Origin of the sequence: Faunimonas pinastri (assembly GCF_900110915.1) — a bacterium.
Taxonomy (GTDB): Bacteria; Pseudomonadota; Alphaproteobacteria; order Rhizobiales; family Afifellaceae; genus Faunimonas; species Faunimonas pinastri.
This window is the reverse complement of the sequence record NZ_FOFG01000002.1, coordinates 73,127-94,563: the sequence shown is the minus strand read 5'-3', so window position 1 is coordinate 94,563 and position 21,437 is coordinate 73,127. Positions and strand designations below refer to the sequence as shown.

Annotated in this window: 18 protein-coding genes; 7 read left to right on the top strand and 11 right to left on the bottom strand. The window is 65.8% G+C overall.

Annotated elements, in window-relative coordinates; translation table 11 throughout:
- Positions 1-14 precede the first annotated feature (14 nt).
- Positions 15-1,169, bottom strand: coding sequence for a hypothetical protein (locus BMY25_RS03710; RefSeq protein WP_143061864.1), 1,155 nt, complete (start codon positions 1,167-1,169; stop codon positions 15-17).
- A 103-nt stretch (positions 1,170-1,272) separates the two neighbouring features.
- A complete protein-coding gene (gene phaC / locus BMY25_RS03705) occupies positions 1,273-3,114 on the bottom strand; it encodes a class I poly(R)-hydroxyalkanoic acid synthase (RefSeq protein WP_238858143.1) in 1,842 nt (613 codons plus the stop codon).
- A gap of 165 nt (positions 3,115-3,279) precedes the next feature.
- Between phaC and BMY25_RS03700 the strand changes: the two genes are divergently transcribed.
- The 5 genes from BMY25_RS03700 (at position 3,280) to BMY25_RS21415 (ending at position 9,528) form a co-directional block, all read left to right on the top strand.
- A complete protein-coding gene (locus BMY25_RS03700; protein ID WP_143061863.1) occupies positions 3,280-3,792 on the top strand; it encodes a hypothetical protein in 513 nt (170 codons plus the stop codon).
- Positions 3,793-3,868: 76 nt separating this feature from the next.
- Positions 3,869-5,089, top strand: coding sequence for an LL-diaminopimelate aminotransferase (locus tag BMY25_RS03695; RefSeq protein WP_092495274.1), 1,221 nt, complete (start codon positions 3,869-3,871; stop codon positions 5,087-5,089).
- A gap of 26 nt (positions 5,090-5,115) precedes the next feature.
- Positions 5,116-6,432, top strand: a complete 1,317-nt coding sequence (locus tag BMY25_RS03690) for a homoserine dehydrogenase (protein WP_092495273.1) — start codon at positions 5,116-5,118, stop codon at positions 6,430-6,432.
- A 59-nt stretch (positions 6,433-6,491) separates the two neighbouring features.
- Positions 6,492-8,309, top strand: a complete 1,818-nt coding sequence (recJ, locus tag BMY25_RS03685; protein ID WP_092495272.1) for a single-stranded-DNA-specific exonuclease RecJ — start codon at positions 6,492-6,494, stop codon at positions 8,307-8,309.
- Positions 8,310-8,451: 142 nt separating this feature from the next.
- Positions 8,452-9,528: a BON domain-containing protein gene (locus BMY25_RS21415; RefSeq protein ID WP_428976937.1), complete on the top strand. Its 1,077-nt coding sequence runs from the start codon at positions 8,452-8,454 to the stop codon at positions 9,526-9,528.
- Between the two features lie 123 nt (positions 9,529-9,651).
- Here the strand turns inward: BMY25_RS21415 and BMY25_RS03675 are convergent, their stop codons facing one another.
- From BMY25_RS03675 to BMY25_RS03655, 5 genes are all read right to left on the bottom strand, one after another.
- Positions 9,652-10,218 carry a CarD family transcriptional regulator gene (locus BMY25_RS03675; protein ID WP_092495596.1) on the bottom strand — a complete coding sequence of 189 codons (567 nt, stop codon included), beginning with the start codon at positions 10,216-10,218 and terminating at the stop codon, positions 9,652-9,654.
- Positions 10,219-10,522: 304 nt separating this feature from the next.
- Positions 10,523-10,861: a ferredoxin FdxA gene (fdxA, locus tag BMY25_RS03670; RefSeq protein ID WP_092495271.1), complete on the bottom strand. Its 339-nt coding sequence runs from the start codon at positions 10,859-10,861 to the stop codon at positions 10,523-10,525.
- 97 nt (positions 10,862-10,958) lie between these two features.
- Entirely contained in the window at positions 10,959-11,267 is a 309-nt protein-coding gene (locus BMY25_RS03665) for an RNA-binding S4 domain-containing protein (protein ID WP_092495270.1), read from the bottom strand.
- Complete coding sequence (locus BMY25_RS03660) at positions 11,264-14,632, bottom strand: helicase-related protein (RefSeq protein ID WP_092495269.1); 3,369 nt, start codon at positions 14,630-14,632, stop codon at positions 11,264-11,266. The genes BMY25_RS03665 and BMY25_RS03660 overlap by 4 nt, the downstream gene beginning before the upstream one ends.
- Before the next feature lie 142 nt (positions 14,633-14,774).
- Positions 14,775-15,593 (bottom strand): DUF3108 domain-containing protein, encoded by an 819-nt coding sequence (locus tag BMY25_RS03655; protein WP_092495268.1) that lies wholly within the window; start codon positions 15,591-15,593, stop codon positions 14,775-14,777.
- A 208-nt stretch (positions 15,594-15,801) separates the two neighbouring features.
- Between BMY25_RS03655 and rpmB the strand changes: the two genes are divergently transcribed.
- Together rpmB and BMY25_RS03645 are read left to right on the top strand one after the other, a co-directional pair.
- On the top strand, positions 15,802-16,104 hold the full coding sequence (gene rpmB / locus BMY25_RS03650; protein ID WP_092495267.1) for a 50S ribosomal protein L28: 303 nt from the start codon (positions 15,802-15,804) through the stop codon (positions 16,102-16,104).
- A gap of 25 nt (positions 16,105-16,129) precedes the next feature.
- On the top strand, positions 16,130-16,765 hold the full coding sequence (locus tag BMY25_RS03645) for a queuosine precursor transporter (RefSeq protein WP_092495266.1): 636 nt from the start codon (positions 16,130-16,132) through the stop codon (positions 16,763-16,765).
- A gap of 36 nt (positions 16,766-16,801) precedes the next feature.
- On the opposite strand, the gene BMY25_RS03640 is transcribed toward BMY25_RS03645, so the two are convergent.
- From BMY25_RS03640 to BMY25_RS03625, 4 genes are all read right to left on the bottom strand, one after another.
- Entirely contained in the window at positions 16,802-17,785 is a 984-nt protein-coding gene (locus tag BMY25_RS03640) for an esterase-like activity of phytase family protein (protein WP_092495265.1), read from the bottom strand.
- Positions 17,782-19,668, bottom strand: a complete 1,887-nt coding sequence (cobT, locus tag BMY25_RS03635) for a cobaltochelatase subunit CobT (RefSeq protein WP_092495264.1) — start codon at positions 19,666-19,668, stop codon at positions 17,782-17,784. The genes BMY25_RS03640 and cobT overlap by 4 nt, the downstream gene beginning before the upstream one ends.
- A 69-nt stretch (positions 19,669-19,737) precedes the next feature.
- Complete coding sequence (gene cobS / locus BMY25_RS03630; RefSeq protein ID WP_092495263.1) at positions 19,738-20,724, bottom strand: cobaltochelatase subunit CobS; 987 nt, start codon at positions 20,722-20,724, stop codon at positions 19,738-19,740.
- Between the two features lie 49 nt (positions 20,725-20,773).
- Positions 20,774-21,391 (bottom strand): J domain-containing protein, encoded by a 618-nt coding sequence (locus tag BMY25_RS03625; RefSeq protein ID WP_092495262.1) that lies wholly within the window; start codon positions 21,389-21,391, stop codon positions 20,774-20,776.
- Positions 21,392-21,437 lie beyond the last annotated feature (46 nt).

Genomic DNA, 21,437 nt, shown 5'->3' with positions numbered 1-21,437 from the left:
GGCGACAGAGTTCATTATTGCGAACTGTTCGCCGTCACATGTGCGTTCAGCCGGTCCGGAGCCGTGTCGGGGGCAGTCTGCACGAGTTGCACGATCTCCGCTCCGGAAACCGGCGGGTTCGGAGCCAGCGTGACCGTCAAGGACTGCGGGTTCTTGAGGAAGGTGGAAACCGCCCCGGAGACCTCGGAAGCGAATTTCTGGTTGCCGATCGCGGAGAGCAGGAAGGGCAGGGCCATGCCGAGCTGCTGGGCATACTGGTCCGGCGACACGCCCTGCTGCTCGGACTGCGCCTTGAGGATGCGGGACGCGAGCGAGTGATCCTCGTAGCGAAGCTTCAGATTGTGGATAACGGCCTGGCTGGCGATGGCACCGGGCGAATCGGGAGCCGCCGCGCCGACCGGCACGTTGCCGACCTGGCCGGTCAGCTTCAGTGTGCCGCCGTCCTTCAGGTCCAGCGTGAAGTCGTTCAGGGTGACGAGCTGCGTCTTCGGATCGCGCGCGCCGTCCCAGTTCAGCGCGAAATCGAGCCGGTCGTAGCCCAGCGTCTTCGGCGTCACGTTGGCCTGCGCGAACCAGGTGGCCGGCACGATGATGTGGTCGGCCTTGCCGCTGCTCTGCTGAGGCACGTTGTCGACGATGTCGCCGGAGTGGACGACGAACTGGTCCACCGTCATCTCGTCCTGCTGCGAGGACGGGCGGAAGTGGATGTTGTGGGCCTCGCCGGACGAAAAGACGGCGCCTTCGGCGATCTTCTTGCCGGTTATCGCATCCTGCCGCATCACGCGCAGATCGGTGAGTGCCGCGCTTTCCACGCTGCCGATCGCATTGCCGGCAATGGTGCCGCCCGTGAAATCCACCTTCGGCGAGGTGAAGGCGACGTCGCCGGTGCCGTCCACCGGCGCCTGTATCACGGTCTTGTCGAAGCGAAGAGTGCCCTGGCTGGTTTCGCCCTGCGCGAAGCTCAGGCCGGTCACGACCACATTGGCGCCGTCCATCGTCGCCTGTTCGAATGTGACCTTGGACTCGTCGCCATCGGCCATGGCGACGCCGAGCGCCTTAGCCGCGTCCTTAGGCTCTATGGCGTGCGCAGGAGCCGCCACGAGGACGGACAGGGACGATGCGAGGGCAGTGGCTGCCGCGAAAGCAGCCATTCTGCGATGCAGGGACATGAGGTTCTCCGATTGGTTGAAACGATCTTGGCGATGCGCCATCGTGTAGGCAAGTGGAAGGCTGAAGAGATCAGCCAAAGGGTTTACGAGCGTCGGCCCGGCCTCAGCCGCTGACGCGAACATAGGAGCCGGGCGCATCCTCGATCGGGGGAAAGTCGCGGCTTCCGGGCTGGCGTGCCCCGACCTTTCGGTCATCCGCGCGGCTCACCCAATCGTGCCAGTCCGGCCACCAGGAGCCGGGTCGCAGCTCGGCTTTCGCCTGCCATTCCTCCAGCGTCGCCGCGTCGGTTTCGCCGGCCCGGAAATGGTACTTGCCGCGCGATGGCGGATTGATGACCCCGGCGATGTGACCGGAGCCGGCAAGCACGAAACGCGCGGGGCCGCCGAAGAGCCGCGCTCCGGCGAAGATCGAGCGGGCGGGCGAGATATGGTCGCCCTCCGCCGCCAGGTGGTAGAGGGGAACGCGGACGCGCCCGAGCTCCACCTTCTCTCCCTCGATCTCCATCAGCCCGCGCGCGAGATTGTTCTCCAGGTAGCAGTTGCGAAGATAGAAGGAGTGATTGGCCGCCGGCAGGCGCGTGGAATCGGCATTCCAGTGCAGGATGTCGAAGGGGCGGGGCTCCTTGCCCTTGTAGTAGGTGTCGATGACGTAAGGCCAGATCAGGTCGTCCGGCCTCAGCATGTTGAAGACGTTGGCCATCTGCGCGCCCGGGAGGAAACCCGTCGCCGCCATGTCCTTTTCAAGCGCCGCGATCTGTTCCTCGTCGACGAAGACCCTGAGGTCGCCGGCATTCCGGAAATCCACCTGCGCGGTCATCATGGTGGCGGTGGCGATGCGGTCCTCGCCGAGCGCCGCCAGGCGGGCGAGCGCCATGGCCAGCAGCGTACCGCCGATGCAATAGCCGATGACATTGGTTTGCCGCTCGCCCGTGATGGCTTCCACGACGTCGAGCGCGGCAAAGATGCCCTCCCGCACATAGGCCGCGAAATCCTTCGTTGCGTGGCGCTCGTCCGGATTGACCCAGGAGATCAGGAACACGGTGTGGCCCTGTTCGACCGCCCACCGGATGAAGGATTTGTCGGGGCCGAGATCGAGCACGTAGAACTTGTTGATCCAGGGCGGCACGATCAGCAGCGGCCGCTTCAGGACCTTTCCGGTCGCGGGCGCGTACTGGATGATCTGGCAGAGGTCGTTCTGGGCGACGACCTTGCCCGGCGTCGACGCAAGGTCCCGCCCGAGCTCGAAAGGGCGGGGATCGGACTGGCGGAGCCGGATCCCGCCGCCGGGCGCCTGCACGTCCTCGTCCAGAAACCGCATGCCGCGCAGCAGGCTTTCGCCATCGCTGGCCTTCGCCTCCTGCAAGACTTCCGGATTGAGGGCGGGGAAGTTGGTGGGGGCCATCGCGCTGACGATTTGCGTCAGGAAGAACCGGGCTTTCAGGCGCTCGTCCTCGTCCAGCCCCTCCGTCTCGTCGACGAGTTGCCGCGCCCAGCGACCCCCGGCCAGATACACCTGCTTCAGCGAATCGAGGAGCGGGTTCTCGGTCCATTCCGGCGCGGAAAAACGGCGGTCGCGCGCCCCCGGCTGCATCGTGCCTTCCGGCGTCTCGCCGCGCGCCTTCAGCGCCGCCGTCGTGAAGATCGCGGCGAACTGCGCGAGAAGGCGTGCCTGGGCCACGCTCTGCCGCTCGGGATTTGCGGTCCAGTAGCCGATCACCGGCGAGAGCGCGCGCAGGGCGACACCCAGATGCGAGCTCATCGCGCCCGGCTGGTCGCCATCCGGCCCGGACCGGGAGAGGAGGGCGGAGAAAACGCGCATCCCCACCTCCATCGCGGCGGAAAGATTGCGCGCGAGGAGGTCCGGATCGGCGCGCCCGTCGGGGCTGGCTGCCGACGCCTGATCGGGCCGGGAGGGCGCGGTGTCGCTCCTGGGCTTGCGGGTCATGATCCTCCTCACCGCCGGTTCGTAATGAAGCTTGTGTCGCTTCTGCTGCCGACGCGACGCGTATTATACACGGGCTCGATTCAGATAGGGATTGCGCTTAAAGCTTCGTAGCGATCATTGTCCCGCGGCAAAGCCGGGAAGGTCATAATGCAGTCGGAAAGGTGCTTGCGAGTGGAGAACGCCCCGAAGCTTGGATTTGCGAAGCGCAAGGCGGCGCTTGGCGTGGTTCTGGCTGGCATGAGCCTCGCTTTGTCCGGTTGCTTCGGGCAGGAGGCGTTCGGGCCGACGGCCGCACAGCTCGCTCCGACCGCACCCGCTCCCGATCCGAAGCTCGCGCCCGACAAGGCGGCCGCGCAGGTGAAGGCGGTCACCGAGATGCGCCAGCGCGCGGCTGCAAGTGCCGATCCGAACCAGCCCTATCCCGGAGCGTTCCGTACCTTCGGGCCCGCCGATCCGAGGATGAAGTCCGTGGACACGGTTGACGCGGCGAAGAAGCGGCTCGACAGAAGCGCGCAGCAGCAGCAGGGAAAGCGCATCGGTACGGGCGAGGAAGCCCGGCTGAAGAGCGACCAGGACGAACTGCTGCGCCTCGGCAAACAGCAACAGCAGCAATCCGCGCAGGACCTGCAGAACCTGAGCCAGCAGAATACGGACGGCACGCCGGCTGCGACACAATGAAGACGGATTGCCGATTTACCGCTATCTTCAACAGGATTAAGCCCTCCTGATTCAAACGGGCCGTCGGGAAAGAGCGATGGAAGAGTTTCACAAGATCAGGCGCTTGCCGCCCTATGTCTTCGAGCAGGTCAACCGGCTTAAGGCAAAGGCGCGAGCCGGTGGCGCCGATATCGTGGATCTCGGCATGGGCAACCCCGATCTGCCGACGCCTCCGCACATTCTGGAAAAGCTGGTCGACGCGGTCTCCAAGCCGCGCACCAACCGCTATTCGGCTTCTCGCGGCGTGCCGGGTCTGCGCAAGGCGCAGGCCGCCTATTATGCGCGCCGCTTCGGCGTCCGGCTCGATCCGGATCGCCAGGTGGTCGCCACGCTCGGTTCCAAGGAAGGCTTCGCCAACATGGCGCAGGCGATCACGGCGCCGGGCGACGTGGTGCTGGTGCCCAATCCGAGCTACCCCATCCATGCCTTCGGCTTCCTGATGGTCGGCGGCGCGCTGCGCTACATTCCGGCGGAGCCGAGCCCGGAGTTCTTCCACGCGCTGGAGCGCGCGGTGCTGCATTCCGTGCCGAAGCCGATCGCGGTGATTCTCTGCTATCCCGCGAACCCGACCGCCTATGTCGCCGATCTCGACTTCTATCGCGACGTGGTGGCCTTCGCGAAGAAGCACGAAATCTTCATCCTGTCGGATCTCGCTTATGCCGAGGTTTATTTCGACGACCGCAATCCGCCGCCCTCGGTGCTGCAGGTGCCGGGCGCGATGGACGTGACGGTGGAGTTCACCTCCATGTCGAAGACGTTCTCCATGGCGGGCCTGCGCATGGGCTTCGCCGTCGGCAACGAACGGCTGATCGCGGCGCTCGCGCGCGTTAAGTCCTATCTCGACTACGGCGCCTATACCCCCATCCAGGTGGCGGCCAGCGCCGCGCTGAACGGGCCGGACGACTGCATCCAGGAGATGCGTTCCATCTATCGCAAGCGCCGCGACGTGATGGTGGAATCGTTCGCTCGCGCCGGGTGGGAGATCCCGGCGCCGAATGCGAGCATGTTCGCCTGGGCGCCGATCCCCGAGCAGATGCGCGGGCTCGGCAGCCTGGAGTTCTCCAAGCTTCTGATCGAGAAGGCGGATGTCGCGGTCGCTCCCGGCATCGGCTTTGGCGAGAACGGCGACCAATACGTCCGTATCGCTCTTGTGGAGAACGAGCAGCGGATCAGGCAGGCGGCCCGCAATATCGGTCGCTTCCTTGCCACCGCCGACAAAACATTGCACAACGTCGTCCCGATCAGCGCAGGACGCTGATCTCTCTTTTCGGACGGGTTTGACGCATGCAGGAGCCGCTTCGTCTCGGCTTGGCGGGGCTGGGGACTGTCGGTTCTTCGGTCGCCCGCCTCATAGAGCAACACGGCGATGATCTCGCTGCACGGATCGGGAGACCGGTCCGTGTCACGGGAATCAGTGCCCGTGATCGCAGTCGCTCCCGCGACTTCTCCACGACCGGGATCGAATGGTTCGATGACCCGGTCGCGCTCGCCCGCTCCGACGCGACGGATGTGTTCGTCGAGTTGATGGGCGGCGAGGACGGCGTGGCGCTTCAAAGCGTCACGACAGCGCTGGAGCACGGCAAGAGCGTCGTGACCGCCAACAAGGCGCTGCTGGCCAAGCATGGCAACCGGCTGGCACAGCTTTCGGAAGAACACGGCGGTGCGCTGGCTTTCGAAGCGGCGGTCGGCGGCGGCATTCCGGTGATCAAGACCTTGCGCGAGGCCCTTGGCGGCAATCGCGTTTCGCGCGTCTACGGTATCCTGAACGGCACCTGCAACTACATCCTCAGTCGGATGGAGGCGGAGGGAATCAGCTTCGGCGATTGCCTGCGCGACGCGCAGGCGCTGGGCTATGCCGAGGCCGATCCGACCTTCGACGTGGAAGGCTATGATGCCGCCCACAAGCTTTCGATCCTGACCAGCATTGCCTTCGGCACCCGGATCGACCGCGATTCCATCTTCATCGAGGGCATTTCCTCCATCGAGCCGGTGGATTTCGCCGCCGCCGAGGAACTGGGCTATCGCATCAAGCTGATCGGCGTCGCCAAGCGTGCCGAGAGTGGAATCGAGCAGCGCGTCCACCCGGCCATGGTGCCGAAGGATTGCGACATCGCCCGCATCAAGGGCGTGACCAACGCCGTGGCGATCGACGGCGATTTCATTGGCAGCCTGATGTTGTCGGGACCGGGTGCCGGCGGCAACGCGACCGCTTCCGCCGTGGTCGGCGACATCGTGGATCTCGCGCGCGGGGCGCGGACGCCGCCGCTCGGGCGGCCGACATCCTCGATGGAGCCCTATGTCCGGGCCAAGATCCAGAAGCATGCCGGGGGCTATTATCTCCGCCTGAACCTGCCGGATCGCCCCGGCGCTTTCGCGTCCATCGCGCGCCGCATGGCCGATGCCGGGATCTCGCTGGCGTCCATCGTCCAGCGCAACCGCCCCGCCGGTGCGGCTCCGAGGAGCGAACTCGACCTCGTCCAGTCCGTGGTGATCATCACGCATGAGACGACGGAAGAGGCGGTGCGCGGCGTCCTGGCCCAGTTCGAGGCGGAAGGGGACGTTCACGGGCGGCCGCAACTGATCCGGATCGAAGAATTCTGAAACTCCGCCGCGACGGCACGTCATTCGACGCCATTGCTGCCGGCTGATAGACTGCAGGCATGTGGGGTTTCGCCGAATCAACGCCTGATCGTGACTTCCTTGGCGTGAGCCGCTCTGTCTCCGGACGCGCCTGGCGCGCCCGGCTGGACGGAGCCGGCGAGGCCGCCGCGCTCACCATGAGCCAGCGGCACGGGCTGGACGAGATCCTCGCCCGTGTGCTGGCGGGGCGTGGGGTGGATGCCGAGAAGGCTGCGGCCTTTCTGGTCCCCTCGTTGCGCGGCGACCTTCCCGATCCCGCGACGCTGACCGACATGGAAGCGGCCGCGGCTCGCCTGGCCGACGCGGTGGAGCGAGGCGAAGCGGTTGCGATCTTCGGCGACTACGACGTGGATGGCGCGACATCCTCCGCGCTTCTGCACCGCGCGCTGGCCGATCTCGGCCTGACGCCTCGCATCTACATCCCGGACCGCATCTTCGAAGGTTACGGCCCGAATGCCGGCGCCATCGATACCCTGGTGGACGAGGGTGCCAGCCTGATCGTCTGCGTCGATTGCGGATCCACGAGCTTCGAGGCGCTGGATCACGCACGCGAGCGTGGCGTGGACGTGCTCGTTATCGATCATCACCAGATGGGCCCGAGTCTCCCGGCCGCGGTCGCGGTCGTGAATCCGAACCGGCAGGACTGCCTTTCCGGCCAGGGGCATCTCGCGGCCGTCGGCGTCACCTTCCTGGCGGCGGTCGGCCTGCAGCGCGAACTCAGGCGCCGCGGTTTCTTCGCGGCCCGCAAGGAGCCGGATCTGCTCGGGCTGGTCAATCTCGTGGCGCTCGGCACCGTCTGCGACATGGTCCCCCTCAAGGGCGTCAACCGCGCCTTCGTCATCAAGGGGCTGATCGGCATGCGCGGGGGCGGGTATCCCGGCCTCTCGGCCCTCGCCGCCGTGTCGCGGCTCAAGGGGCCATTGGATGCCGGCCGTCTCGGTTTTCTGCTGGGTCCTCGGATCAATGCGGGCGGGCGCATCGGCAATGCGTCGCTGGGCGCGCAATTGCTGACGACGCGCGAGCCGGCCGAAGCGGAACGGATCGCCGGGATTCTCGATCAATTGAACGCGGAGCGGCAGGCGATCGAAGTGGAGGCGGTCAGCGAGGCCACAGCCGAGGTCGAGGCGCTGATCGCGAGTGGTCGCGAGCCCGCTGTCCTCGTGGTCAGCCGTCCGGAATGGCATCCGGGCGTGGTCGGCCTGGTCGCATCGCGGCTGAAGGAACGATTCGAGCGGCCGGCGCTGGCTATCGCTCTTGGAGAGAACGGCTTCGGGACCGGCTCCGGGCGCTCCATTTCCGGCGTCGATCTCGGGGAGGCGATCCGGGCGGCGGTCGAGGCGGGAATTCTGGCCAAGGGCGGCGGCCATGCGATGGCGGCCGGCCTCACGGTGTCCCAGCACCGGCTGGGCGAACTCCAGGCCTTTCTGGAAGAAAGGCTTGCCGGGCAGGTGGAAGAGGGGCGACGCGATCGATCGCTCCTCATCGACAGCGCGATCTCCGACGCCGGCGCCCATGTCGATTTCATCCAGTCGCTGGAGAAGGTGGGGCCGTTCGGTTCGGGCCACCCTTCGCCGATCTTCGCCTTGCCGGCGCACCGGTTGAATTATGTGGAGGTGGTCGGCAGCGGCCATGTCCGGTTGACCGTCTCGGGCGGGCAGGGGCCGGGCCTGAAGGCCATGGCGTTTCGTGCAGCCGAGACGCCGCTGGGCGAATTGCTGCTCGCTTCCCGTGGACGCCCTTTGCATCTCGCCGGAACGCTTTGTCTCGACCACTGGGGCGGCACCCCGCGGGCGCAGCTGCGCATCATCGACGCGGCGACGCCGACAGACCGGCTTTAAACGAAGCCTCTGCATCTGCTTGCCGAGAGCTGGAGCCGCCTCCTGTCCCGAAATGAGAACTCTCGGAACGACCCTCCGCGTCTGCCCGTTGTGATGGCAACCGTTGAAAAACGGTAACCAAGCTCAGCAATGGAGAAATACCATGGCAGACCAGAACCGTTGGAGGAACAACTCCGAGATCGATCGCGACCGCGAGGACGACCGGAGCCGAAACGACTATGGGTATCAGGACTACGGTCGCGGCCGTACCCAGGAATCCCGGGGCTATGGCGGCGGCTACAATCGCGAGGAGCAGCGCAGCTATGGCGGCGACTACGGTCAGAACTATGGCCGCGATGGCGGCTATTCCGGCGATTTCGGCGGAATGCGATCCGGCCGCGGTGGCTTTGACGGCGATCGCGGGTCGCGCGGCGGTTATTCCGACTCCGGCGAATCCGGTGCCGGCTATGGCCGTGAGGATTACTCCCGTGACTCCGGCCGCGACGCTGCCCGGGGAAACTGGGATCGAGGCGGCTACGACCGTGGCGAGCAGCGCGGCTTCGGGAGCGGACAGGGGCGCAGCGACTGGAACCACTCGGGTGGATTCAATCGCGGTGGTCAGTTCGGCGCCGGTAGCTACCGTGGGTATGGCGAGCAGGGCCGGGGGTCCGACTACGGCTCCGAGTCTTACGGCAATCAGTTCGGCCGCGGTTCCGGCCGCAATTACGGTCGCGGCGAGGAGCGCGGCTTCTGGGATCGCGCCAGCGACGAGGTCTCGTCCTGGTTCGGCGATGAGGATGCCGAACGCCGTCGCCAGCAGGACGAGTTTCGCGGCCGTGGTCCGAAAGGCTATCGACGGTCGGACGACCGAATTCGCGAGGACGTCTCGGACCGCCTGACCGACGACTGGCGCATCGACGCCTCTAACATCGACGTGAAGGTATCGGACTCGGAAGTTACGCTGGATGGCACGGTCAACAACCGATTCTCCAAGCGCCATGCCGAGGATATCGCCGAGCAGGTGAGCGGCGTGACGCACGTGCAGAACAATCTGCGCGTCGAGCAGGACGAGAACCAGTTCGGTTCTGATCGCTCCGACTTTGGAGGGACTTCCGGCACCGGTGCGTCTTCCGCCAACACGCAGAACCGCAACGTGACGGGCACGTCCACGGTGAGCGGTTCCACGACCGGTACGGGTATGACAGGCACGACGACCGGAAACACCACGACGCGCAACTAGGCCATCAGGCTTGCTCGGTCGGCCGGAAGGGGCGGACATGTCCGCCCCACAACGCCCCGGCATTCCCAATAAGAAAGCCCCGAAGCTTGCTTCGGGGCTTTTTATCGAGATTGGCTACCTGGATCAGGCGGCTTCTTCCTGGACCTGTTCGTCGGCCCCGGCAGCGCGCTTGCGCTTCGGGCTGCTCTCGATCGACTTCTCGATCTTGCTCACCGCCTCGGCTTCCGTCGTGTTCTCGATCGAGGCAACCTCGCGGGACATCCGGTCGATTGCCTGCTCGTAAAGCTGGCGCTCGGAATAGGACGGCTCGGGCTGGCTCTCGGAGCGATAGAGATCGCGCACGACTTCCGAAATCGAGATCAGGTCGCCGGAATTGATCTTGGCTTCGTATTCCTGCGCACGACGGCTCCACATGGTGCGCTTGACGCGCGGCCGGCCCCGGACAAGTTCCAGAGCCTTGCCGATGGTCTCTTCGTCCGCCAGCTTGCGCATCCCCACGGACGCAGCCTTGGCGATCGGGACCCGCAGCGTCATCTTGTCTTTTTCGAAGGTAATGACGAAAAGCTCGAGCTGCATGCCCGCGACCTGCTGCTCTTCGATGTCGATGATCCTGCCGACGCCGTGAGCGGGATAGACGATGCTTTCACCCGTCTTGAAACCGTGACGCGTAACCGCCTTCTTTATCGTCATACGCTTCGAACTCCTGCTCGTCTCCGCAGCCCAACGCTGCCACATCACACCCTTTTCAAGACGGTTGCGGGAGAAGGCCGGATTCATGCCTGAGACATGCGCGAACCAGAACGCGCGATCCCTGCGGGGCCACGCTCACCTCGATCCAGCTGTCGCTGGATTTCCCATCTCGGGGGTTGATCAGTCAGAGATTTGATATATAGAGCAAAATCCGCAGGAAATCAATGATTTGCTGCCGGGGCCATGGTCCCGGCGAGTCGTATGAAGCCAGTCGGTTAAGATTTCTGTGGATCAGCGGGCGCGATCAGTCGCCCTGGCCCGGCTCCGCCGAGAAATACTTCTCGAACTTGCCTTCCTGGCCGTCCATTTCCTTGGCATCCGGAAGCGCGTCGCGCTTGATCGTGATGTTCGGCCACTTGTCGGCATAATCCGCGTTGATCGTCAGCCACTTGTCGAGCCCCGGCTCCGTATCGGGGCGGATCGCATCGGCCGGGCATTCGGGTTCGCAGACGCCGCAGTCAATGCACTCGTCGGGATGAATGACGAGCATGTTCTCGCCTTCATAGAAGCAGTCGACGGGACAGACTTCCACGCAGTCCATGTATTTGCAGCGGACGCAATTATCGGTGACCACATAGGTCATGGCTGTCTCCGAGAATGAACCGGCGCGGAGTACCGGGTTTCGGTGGGCCGGGCAAGGGACGCACCGCCGCACGGCCGGTTCGGTTGAGAATGTTTTTCTAAGGTTGTTCCAGAGGCTCCGAACTCGCCTCCCGCCCGGGCGTGGACGCGTCCCGGTAGAGCAGGCGCGCCTCATCGAAAGGGCCGCGCCGCTCTGAGATACCGAGAATGTGGATCACCCGCACGGCCTGGTCCGTCGCGATGGTCAGCACGTCACCGGCGTGAACGAGCCGGCTGGCGGATGATACCTTTTCCCGGTTCACGCGCACATCGCCCGACACAGCCAGTTTCTGCGCGCCCGTCCGTGTCTTCACGAAACGGGCGTGCCAGAGCCACTTGTCGATTCGCTGTGGGCTACCTTCGGTCACTTCGGGCCGCTTTTCTCCAGGCTCGACTTCAGAGCTGCCAGAGCCGCGAACGGATTGTCCGGGTCGACCGGGCGATCACGCGGCGGACGCGGGTTGCGATCCTGGAAGCGGTTCTGGTCGGGCTTGCGCGGACCCCGATCCGGCCGATCGCGACGCTGCTCGCCGCGCTGGTCGGAGCGATTGTCGGGACGCTGATCGGGACGGCGTCCCTGACGCTGCCCCTCGCGCGGCTCCTGGGTGCGACCCTCTTGCGGGGCGCGGGTTTCGCCCCGGTTCGGGCCTTCCCCGCGCTGCTCACCGCGGTTCTCGCTAGCCCGGTTCTGACCACCTCGATTCTGGCCACCCCGATTTTGGCCCCCGCGCCGTTCGCGCCCACCGGTCCGCTGTTCGCCTTCGTCGGTCTGGCCGCCGCGGGCGTTCTGGCGATTGGGACGACCACCCTGGCCACGCCCACGGCCGCCATGCGGAGCCGGCTGCCAGACTTCGATGGTGTCCGGCTCAGCGCTCGCAGCCGTATCTTCGGTTACGCTGCCATCGGAAGCGGAAGCCTCTGACGCCACGCTGGCCGGCTCGGCTTCGGCGACTTCCTGCTCCTGAGCGGCTGCGCCGGCGATCTCATCCTCATGGACGGCCTGTTCGGGCTCGGCGACTTCCTCGACCTGTTCGGGCTCGCCATGTGCGTCGAGGGCCGGAGCCGTCTCCTCGGGGGCGGAAGCTTCCTGGGTTTCGGCTTCCAGCCCGGCCTGCTCATCCGTCACCGCGGTCTCGGGCGCGATTTCAGCGGCGGGAGTCACCTCAGCATCGGGCACCGATTCGGCGATCGTGGACGCGGCCGGAGCTTCTTCGGTCTCGTTTGCCGGAACGACCGGTTCGGCCGGCTGCGTCTCGGCTGCGACGGGCTGCGGCTTGGGGCGCCGGTCCATGCGATAGCCCAGACCCTTCAGGATCACGGCCATGTCCTCGCCGGAGGCGCCGAGCAGCGACGTCATCGCCTGTGTGACGACGAAGCCGCGCTGACCGTCCACGGCACCGTCCGGACGCTCGCCTTCGCTGCCGGCATTCCAGCTCAGCGCCGGACGGATCAGGTCTGCGAGGCGCTCAAGGATGTCGATGCGGATGGCGCGACGTCCATAGACGCGGAAGCCGAAGCGGCGATACACCGCCGGATCGAAATCGGTCTCGACGTTGACCGAGGTCCGGCCGGAACTGGAGACGGCGGGCAGCTCGGCGAGGCCCGGGATCTCGAGATCCTTCTCCTTCAGCGCCCAGAGCTGGGCGAGGAGGGTGCTCGGCGCGGGCTTCAGCAGGGCCGGCAGGTAGATGTGGTGCGAGCCGAAGCGGACACCGAATCGACGCAGCTGCGCGCGGGCTTCCTGATCCAGCGAACGGATCTCCTCCGCCACGTCGCGGCGGTCGAGAACTCCGTAATTCTCCACCAGCCGGAACGCGACGCCCCGGGCGATGCCCGTCAGCGTCTGGTCGGTGGCAAGCGTCATCAGCGGCTGCAGCAGCGTGCCGATATGGGTGGTGAGCCACGATTGCAGGCGGGCCTCGACCATGTCGCGTGCCGGCCCCGTCAACTGCTCGTCGGCCAGGATCAGGATCCGGGGCTTCAGCGCATCCTCTGTCGCGAGCAGACGGCCGATGGGCTCGCCGCGCCAGCGCAAATTACCGTCCGAGGACAGGATAATTTCCGAATCCGCCGCCTTGGCCAGGCGTTCGGCGCGATCGACGATCGCGGTCGCCAGCGCCTTCTGGGCCGCCGCTCGAAGGGCTTTCGCCTCCGCGCCTTCGGCCTGCACATCCGGCGTAAAACGGAAGCCCTGCAGGACTCCGACGTGCTGACCCTCGACCAGCACCTCGCCCGAGACGGTGATCTCGGCTTCAAGCATCGTATTCTCCCTGAGCCGGCGCATCAGAACACTCGTGCGCCGGTCGACAAAGCGTTTCGTCAGCCGTTCGTGAAGGGCATCGGAAAGGGCGTCTTCTACAGCCCTTGCTTCTTCTCGCCAATGGACTGCGTCACCGAGCCAATCCGGCTGGTTGGCGACGAAGGTCCATGTGCGGATATGCGCGATGCGGCTGGAAAGGGTATCGATATCCCCCTCCGTGTGGTTCGCATGGCGGATCTGCGAAGCGATCCAGTCATCCGGCACCACACCGCCATCGGACAAGAAGGTAAAGATATCGCCGACGATCTGCGCGTGTTGCGCGGGAGCGATGCGGCGATAATCGGGCAGGCGGCAAACATCCCACAGGCGCCGCACGGCGGTCTTGCCCTGGGCCCGATCGCGAATCTCGCCATCGCGGGCGAGCATTTCCAGCGTGACCTGGTCGTCGGTCGGTGGCGCCTTGCTGAGACCGGCAACGCTGGCCGGTCGCTCGAGGCTCTCTTTCAGCGCCGCGAGGCTGGAAAAGTCGAGTTCGCCGTTGCGCCATTGCAGCGTCTTCACCGGCTCGAAGCGGTGGCTCTCGATCGCTTCCACCAGCGGGTCCGGAAAGGGCGCCACGCGGCCGGTGACACCGAAAGTGCCGTCGCGCATGTGCCGGCCAGCTCGGCCCGCGATCTGCGCCAGCTCAGCGGCCGTCAATTCGCGAAACTGGTGACCGTCGAACTTGGAATCCGCGGCGAAGGCGACATGGTCGAGATCGAGATTGAGCCCCATGCCGATCGCATCGGTGGCGACGAGGAAATCCACGTCGCCGTTCTGGTAGAGCTCGACCTGCTTGTTGCGCGTGCGCGGGGAGAGAGCGCCCAGCACAACGGCGGCACCGCCCCGCTGGCGGCGGATCAGCTCGGCGACGGCATAGACCTCGTCGGCGGAAAAGGTGACGACGGCCGAGCGCTCGGGCAGGCGGGTGATCTTCTTCTGCCCGGCATAGGCCAGCACGGACATGCGCGGGCGCGTGACGACGTGGACGCCCGGGAGGAGCTGCTCGATGATGCCGCGCATGGTGGCGGCGCCGAGCAGCAGGGTTTCCTGGCTGCCACGAAGATTCAGGATGCGGTCGGTAAAGACGTGACCGCGCTCCAGGTCGGCCGCGAGCTGCACCTCGTCGATGGCGACGAAGGCGGCGTCCGTCTCGCGCGGCATGGCTTCCACGGTGGAAACCCAGTAACGCGGATTCGGCGGCAGGATCTTCTCCTCGCCGGTGATCAGCGCGACGTTATGGGCACCGGCCCGCTCGGCGACGCGCGTATAGACCTCGCGCGCGAGGAGTCGCAGCGGCAGGCCGATCACGCCGGTCTCGTGGCCGAGCATGCGTTCGATCGCCAGGTGGGTCTTGCCGGTGTTGGTCGGGCCGAGCACGGCCGTGACGTTTCGGGAGTCCCAGCGTCCGGCGCGAGATTGGGTAGGATTCATCAAGAGATCAGAGGCTCGGATTCCTGGCCGTTGCGAATGCCGCTCGCGCTCGTGCCTTAGCACGAGGCCGGGGCCGGGCGGAAACAGATAATCGCAGGTTGTGGCGGTTGCTGATTTCGGGAGAGCTTGTCGGCGCGGCGTTCTATTCCGGCGTTTCCGGGATGAAGCCGGTGGCGACGACGTTGACGGGACCCGACATGGTCGCGACGTGGATCCTGACGGGGACGTTGAGATCCGTTCCGGGAACGGGCGCGAGCCAGATCGCGATATCCTTGGTGGCGATCATGAACTTCGTGGTCCGCTTGTTGGGACGGTGGCCGGCGATCGGGCGATAGCGGACCGCGCAGACGACGGCCGGGCCGTTGTAGCCGCGCGAGCCGCCTCTCACCGTTTCCGTGTGGTCGTAGCTCAGCACCATGTCGAAGCGCTCCGTGGCATAGAAGACCGGCTGCGTGCGGTTGCAGGCGTCGGTGCCCTTGCCGGGAACGACCAGCGCGGTCAGCGGATCGATGACGCCCAGCCGGTTCGCATCCGTCATTGGCACGCGGTCTGCCTTGAACTTCGGCATTGGATCGACCTTCACATTGGTCGCCGTCGTACCGTCGAGGTCGAAGGACGTCCGCTCGTGCTGGCCGTCCTCGATCCTGTCCTCGCTGAAGGCTGCGGGGGCGAGCCTGCCCGGCAAAACCGCGCCATGGACGTTGGCCGTGCCCTTGCCATCGGAGATCAGGCTCATCAGCCCGCCGACCTTGCCCTTGCCCTCCACCGTATAGCGGGAGCCCTCTGTTTGGAGCTTCAGGCTGGCCGTGCCGATCGGCAGGCCGATGAAGCGAAGGCCGTATTGCACGGTCACGCCTTCTGCCGATGCCGGCGCGGACCATGCGGGCAGGGCGATTCCCGCAAGCAGAAGGAGGGTCGCGCACCAGGCGCGGGGAAGGAAAAAGTGCAAGCTTTTCGCCACCGGGGACTTCTCTGTTCGATCTCGTCCCTATATTGGGTGGAGACTGGCTTCCGGAAAGGCTTTCCGGTTGGTTCTGCTTGCCTCGGTTCTTGACGGGGCGGGGCCGGATCACTATAGCGAGCGCATCTGAAAACATATCCGATCAGGCCGTTGCCGCGTGCCGCGCGTGCAAGCATTCAGGTCGATCCTTGAAAGAATGAGGTTTACCATGGCGCGCCGCTGCGAACTGACCGGCAAGGCTGTGCTGACGGGCAACAATGTGAGCCACGCGAACAACAAGTCGCGCCGTCGCTTCCTGCCGAATCTCTGCAACGTCTCGCTGATGAGCGAAGTCCTCGAGCGCACCGTGCACCTTCGCGTCTCCGCTGCGGCTCTGCGCACCGTCGAACACCGCGGTGGTCTCGATGCTTTCCTCGTGAAGGCTAAGGACGAGGAGCTTTCGCCGCGCGTCAGCCTGCTGCGTCGCGAAGTGCTGAAGAAGCAGAGCGAGACGGTTACCGAAGCCGCGTAAGCAGCTCGGGCCTTCGTCAGCCTCCATGTCCGATAAGAAGTCTGGGATCGCCGTGGCCATCGTGGCCATGGCGATCGTTGTCGTTCTCTCCAATATCCTGGTCCAGCACCCGCTGCATGCCAGGCTGGGGCGGATCGACCTTGCCGGTATCCTGACCTGGGGCGCCTTCAGCTATCCGCTGGCCTTTCTCGTCAACGACCTGACGAACCGGATCTACGGTCCGAAGGCTGCGCGTCGCGTGGTCTATGTCGGTTTTGCCGTCGCGGTCGTGCTGTCGGTCTTCGTCTCGGCGCCGCGGGTGGCCATCGCCTCCGGCTGCGGCTTTCTCGCAGGGCAGTTGACGGATATCGGCCTGTTCAACCGCCTGCGCCAGACGCGCTGGTGGAAGGCTCCGGCCGCATCCAGCCTTGCCGGCTCGCTGGTCGACACGGTCGTCTTCTTCTCGCTCGCCTTCGCCCCGGTGTTCTTCGTGCTGGGCGCGAACGATACCTTCGCGGCGGAAAGCGCGCCGCTCTTCGGGGTCTACCCGGTCAGCGCGCCTCGCTGGATTTCCTGGGCGCTCGGCGATTTTTCGGTCAAAGTGTTGATCGACGTGCTCGCGCTGGTGCCTTACCGCGTAATCATCGGCAGCATCCTGCCGCGCCGGCAATCGGTCGCCTGACGCGTTCACCGGCAGACCCCGGGTCTCCGTGTTTCCTCAGTCCAGCCTGAACTGCAGCAGCAGCGTGCGCTCCAGGATATTCGTGTTGTCGTCGGAAACCAGCGTCACGACGGTGCGGCCATCCGGCAGGCGATGAATATCCAGACCTTCCATGTTGTCGATCTGGGTCGCCATGCCGACATCCAGCAGCATCTCGCCGTCCACGGTCGCGCCGGGCTTGATGGTTTCACCGGGAATCAGCACCAGCCGCATGCGGATTCCGGTGGCCGGGGTGAAGCGGCGTTCCAGCAGCATCAGGTCGCCGTTCGGCATGAACCGGGCGCTGCTGATGTCGTAATCATCGTGCCGCACGATCTCGAAGGAGCCGCTGCCCAGGATCCAGCCGCGCATGGTCTTTCCCTCGCGCGTGAACGGGCTCTCTCCGATGATCACGACGCGACCCGCCGCCGGAGAGGTCGGCGGAGCATAGGCAACGCTTTCGAGGCTGCGGTTGAAGCGAAGCTTCAGGACATCCGGCGGCACCGGCACGGGCTTGAAGCCGTCCGTCCGCCCGTTCTTCATGCAGAAGGAGAGCAGCGGCGTCGACCGCCGTTCCAGCGAGATCAGGCCGCAGCCCGGCCGCTTCGGATCGAGGGCGACATCCTCCGCGTCGCTGTTCTGCTTCGACTCAGGGCCGCCGGGAAACAGCGTTCCCATGTCGGCATGGCCGAAGCCGGTCAGGCGGCCAGCCTCGTGCTCCATCGTGCCGGTGAGATAATAGCCGTTGTCGCTGATCATCAATACGCCAGCGCCATCGTCGGAGACGGCGATGCCGGACCACCCGCCGAAGCGCCGGTCGTGACCGACAAGATCGAGGCCGCCGAGGAATGTCAGGCGGCCGAAACGCTCCGTCAGGCCGGCAATGCCGAAATGCTCGATCCTGCGCGCGGTGATCTCCACCGGGTCGGCGGAGGCCCGGCCGGCTAGCGGCGACAGGAAGGCGGCGCCAAGAAGCAGCGCCGCCGTAAGGGACCGCCTCAAGCGGCGCGCCTGCGGCGGCCGTGGGCGACTTCGGGACGTGGGGGCTTGTCGTCGAAGAGCTCGGCGAGCTTGTCGGTCATGGCGCCCGCCAGTTCCTCGGCGTCGACGATGGTCACCGCACGCTTGTAGTAGCGCGTGACGTCATGGCCGATGCCGATCGCGATCAACTCCACCGGGGAGCGATTCTCGATCTCATCGATGATGAAGCGGAGATGGCGCTCCAGGTAGTTGCCGTTGTTCACAGAGAGGGTGGAGTCGTCCACCGGCGCACCGTCGGAAATCACCATCAGGATGCGGCGCTGCTCCGGGCGGCCCATCAGGCGCTTGTAGGCCCATTCCAGAGCCTCGCCGTCGATATTCTCCTTGAGCAACCCTTCGCGCATCATCAGGCCGAGATTGCGTCGCGCACGTCGCCAGGGCGCATCCGCACTCTTGTAGATGATGTGGCGGAGATCGTTGAGGCGGCCGGGCGCGACGGGCTTGCCGGCGCGCAGCCACTCCTCGCGCGCCTGTCCGCCCTTCCACGCCCGGGTCGTGAAGCCGAGGATCTCGACTTTCACGCCGCAACGCTCCAGCGTGCGCGCCAGGATATCGGCGCAGGTCGCCGCCACCGTGATCGGCCGGCCGCGCATGGACCCGGAATTGTCGAGAAGCAGCGTCACGACCGTGTCGCGGAATTCCGTATCGCGTTCCTGCTTGAAGGAAAGCGGCGCGGTGGGATCGGTGACGACGCGGGAAAGCCGCGCGGGATCGAGCAGCCCTTCTTCCAGGTCGAAGTCCCAGGAGCGGTTCTGCTGGGCCAGCAGCTTGCGCTGCAGCCGGTTCGCCAGCCGGGCGACGGCACCCTGCAAGGTTGAGAGCTGCTTATCGAGGAAGGCGCGGAGCCGCTCCAGTTCCTCACCGGTGCAGAGTTCCTCGGCCGTGACGATCTCGTCGTGGCGCGTGGAGTACACCTTGTAGTCGGACTGCGGTTCGTTTCGGGACGAAGGGTCCGGCCGGCGCGACTCGCCGGAGGGCTCCGTCTCCGCTTCCGCGTCATCGTCCTGCATGTCCTCCGACGCCGTCTCGGAATCCTCGGCCTCGCCGGTCTCGTCCTCGTCGCCGGTCACCTCGGTCTGCTGGCTCTCCGGGGACTTGTCCTGCAGGTCGTCGTCCGACTCGCCGTTCTGCGCCTCGCCGTTCTCCGGGTTGCCCTGGCCATCGTCGCCCTGGTCCTGATCCTCGTCCTCGGAGGGGGCGCCGCTGTCCTCGCCCATGTCGAGCGAGGTGAGAAGCCGCCGCACGGCTTCGGCGAAGGCGTTCTGGTTCTCGATGCTGCCCACCAGCCCGTCGAGGTCGGATCCCGCCTTCTCCTCGATATGCTCGCGCCAGACCTCGACGATCTGCCGCGCCGTTTCCGGGGGTGGCGAGCCGGACAGCCGCTCGCGCACCATCAGCGCGATCGCATCCTCCATCGGCGCGTCCGCCCGATCGTGGACGTCCTGGTATTCGGAACGATGGTATTTCTCTTCCAGCATGGCGGAGAGGTTCGCCTTGACCCCCTCCATCCGCCGCGAGCCGATCGCTTCGCAGCGCGCCTGCTCCACCGCGTCGTAGATCGCGCGCCCCTGCGTCCCCTGGGGCGCGAAGCGGCGGTGCACGCCGGTATCGTGACAGGCGAGGCGCAGCGCCATGGCGTCGCCCAGCCCGCGGGTGATCGCCGCGTCGCGAGCGGTCAGGCGGCGCGGCGGTTCCGGCAGGCGGGCGTTGTTGCCGGCAAGCAGGGGACGGTCGGCCGCAAAGGTGACCTCCAGTTCACGCTCGCCGGAAACGGCCCGAACGCAGGCGGCCACGGCCTGCTTGAACGGATCGACCGGATTGTCGTGCTTGCTGCCGGATGACATGGATCAGCTTTCGGTTTCGGCGCTTCTTCTCGGCGCTTCGTTTCGGCGTTCTGTTTCGGCGGGGCGAACTCAGCTCAGGGCGACGTTGACGCTGGATTCCGGCAGTTCCTTGCCGAAGGCGCGCTGGTAGAATTCGGCCACCAGCGGGCGTTCGAGTTCGTCGCACTTGTTGAGGAAGGTCACGCGGAAGGCGAAGCCGAGATCGCCGAAGATCTCCGCGTTCTCACCCCAGGTGATCACGGTCCGCGGGCTCATCACGGTGGAGAGGTCGCCGTTCATGAAGGCGTTGCGCGTCAAATCGGCCACGCGGACCATGCGGCTGGCCTGTTCGCGGCCCTTGGGGCTCGACAGCGACTTCACCTTGGCCGTGACGATGTCCACCTCGTTGTCGTGCGGCAGGTAGTTCAGCGTGGTGACGATGGACCACCGGTCCATCTGGCCCTGATTGATCTGCTGCGTGCCGTGATAGAGCCCGGACGTATCGCCGAGGCCGATCGTGTTGGTAGTCGCGAAGAGCCGGAAGGCGGGGTGGGGGCGGATCACCCGGTTCTGGTCGAGCAGCGTCAGCCGGCCGGAAAGTTCCAGCACGCGCTGGATCACGAACATCACGTCCGGCCGTCCCGCGTCGTATTCGTCGAAGACCAGCGCCGTATTCGTCTGCAGCGCCCACGGCAGGATACCGTCGCGGAATTCCGTCACCTGATGGCCGTCACGCACGACGATGGCGTCCTTGCCGACGAGGTCGATACGGCTGATGTGGCTGTCGAGGTTGACGCGCACGCAGGGCCAGTTCAGGCGCGCGGCTACCTGCTCGATGTGGGTCGACTTGCCGGTGCCGTGATAGCCGGTCACCATGACGCGGCGGTTGCGGGCAAAGCCGGCGAGAATGGCGAGCGTGGTCGTGCGGTCGAAGAGGTAGTCCGGGTCGAGATCCGGGACATGCTCGTTGGCCTGCGAGAAGGCGGGCACCTCAAGGTCGGAATCGATCCCGAAGACCTGTCGCACCGACACCGTCATGTCCGGCACGGCGTGGAGGTTTTCAGCCGTTTCACTCATGTCAAAATCCTTCGGAATCACTTGTCCGGCTATGTCACTGGCGGGGATATCAGACGTAGCCGACGCTCTTGAGGTAATTGTAGGCCTGGATGATCTCGCGGAAGCGGTCCTCGTAGGATCGGTCGCCGCCATTGGCATCCGGATGGTTCTGCTTCACCAGCAGCTTGTAGCGGGTCTTTACCTCCTGGGCCGTCGCCCGGTCGCCGAGGCCCAGCACGGCGAGGGATTTTCGCTCCATGTTATGGGCCCGGCGCCTCGGCTCCGGCGCGGCGCGGCGCGGACCCTGCTCGGCGCTGAAGGTGTGAAACGGGTTCTTGCGGCCCGGCCACTGGGTCTTGGTGCGGCCGGTCGGCGGCGGCTGGTCGGCCGCCTTGGCGTTGACGCCCATCTTCCAGGTCGGCCGGTGACCGAAGGTCGCGTCCTTCTGGTAGGCCTCGATGGCCTCGTCCTTCATCCCGGAAAAGAAGTTGTAGGACTTGTTGTAGGCGCGCACGTGATCGAGGCAGAACCAGTAATATTCGCCTTCCGAATTCCGCCCCTTGGGCGCGCGGAATTCGCCGCCCTGCGCGCAGCCAGGTGCGTCGCAGCTGTGCGCATGCGCCTTCGGCTCGGCCGCCTCGGTGGTCCGCATCCGGATCTTGTCGAAATAAGCAGATTCCAGCTTCATAAGTGCAATATGCCCATCCGCTCCCTCGCCCTCAAGGCGGGACAGC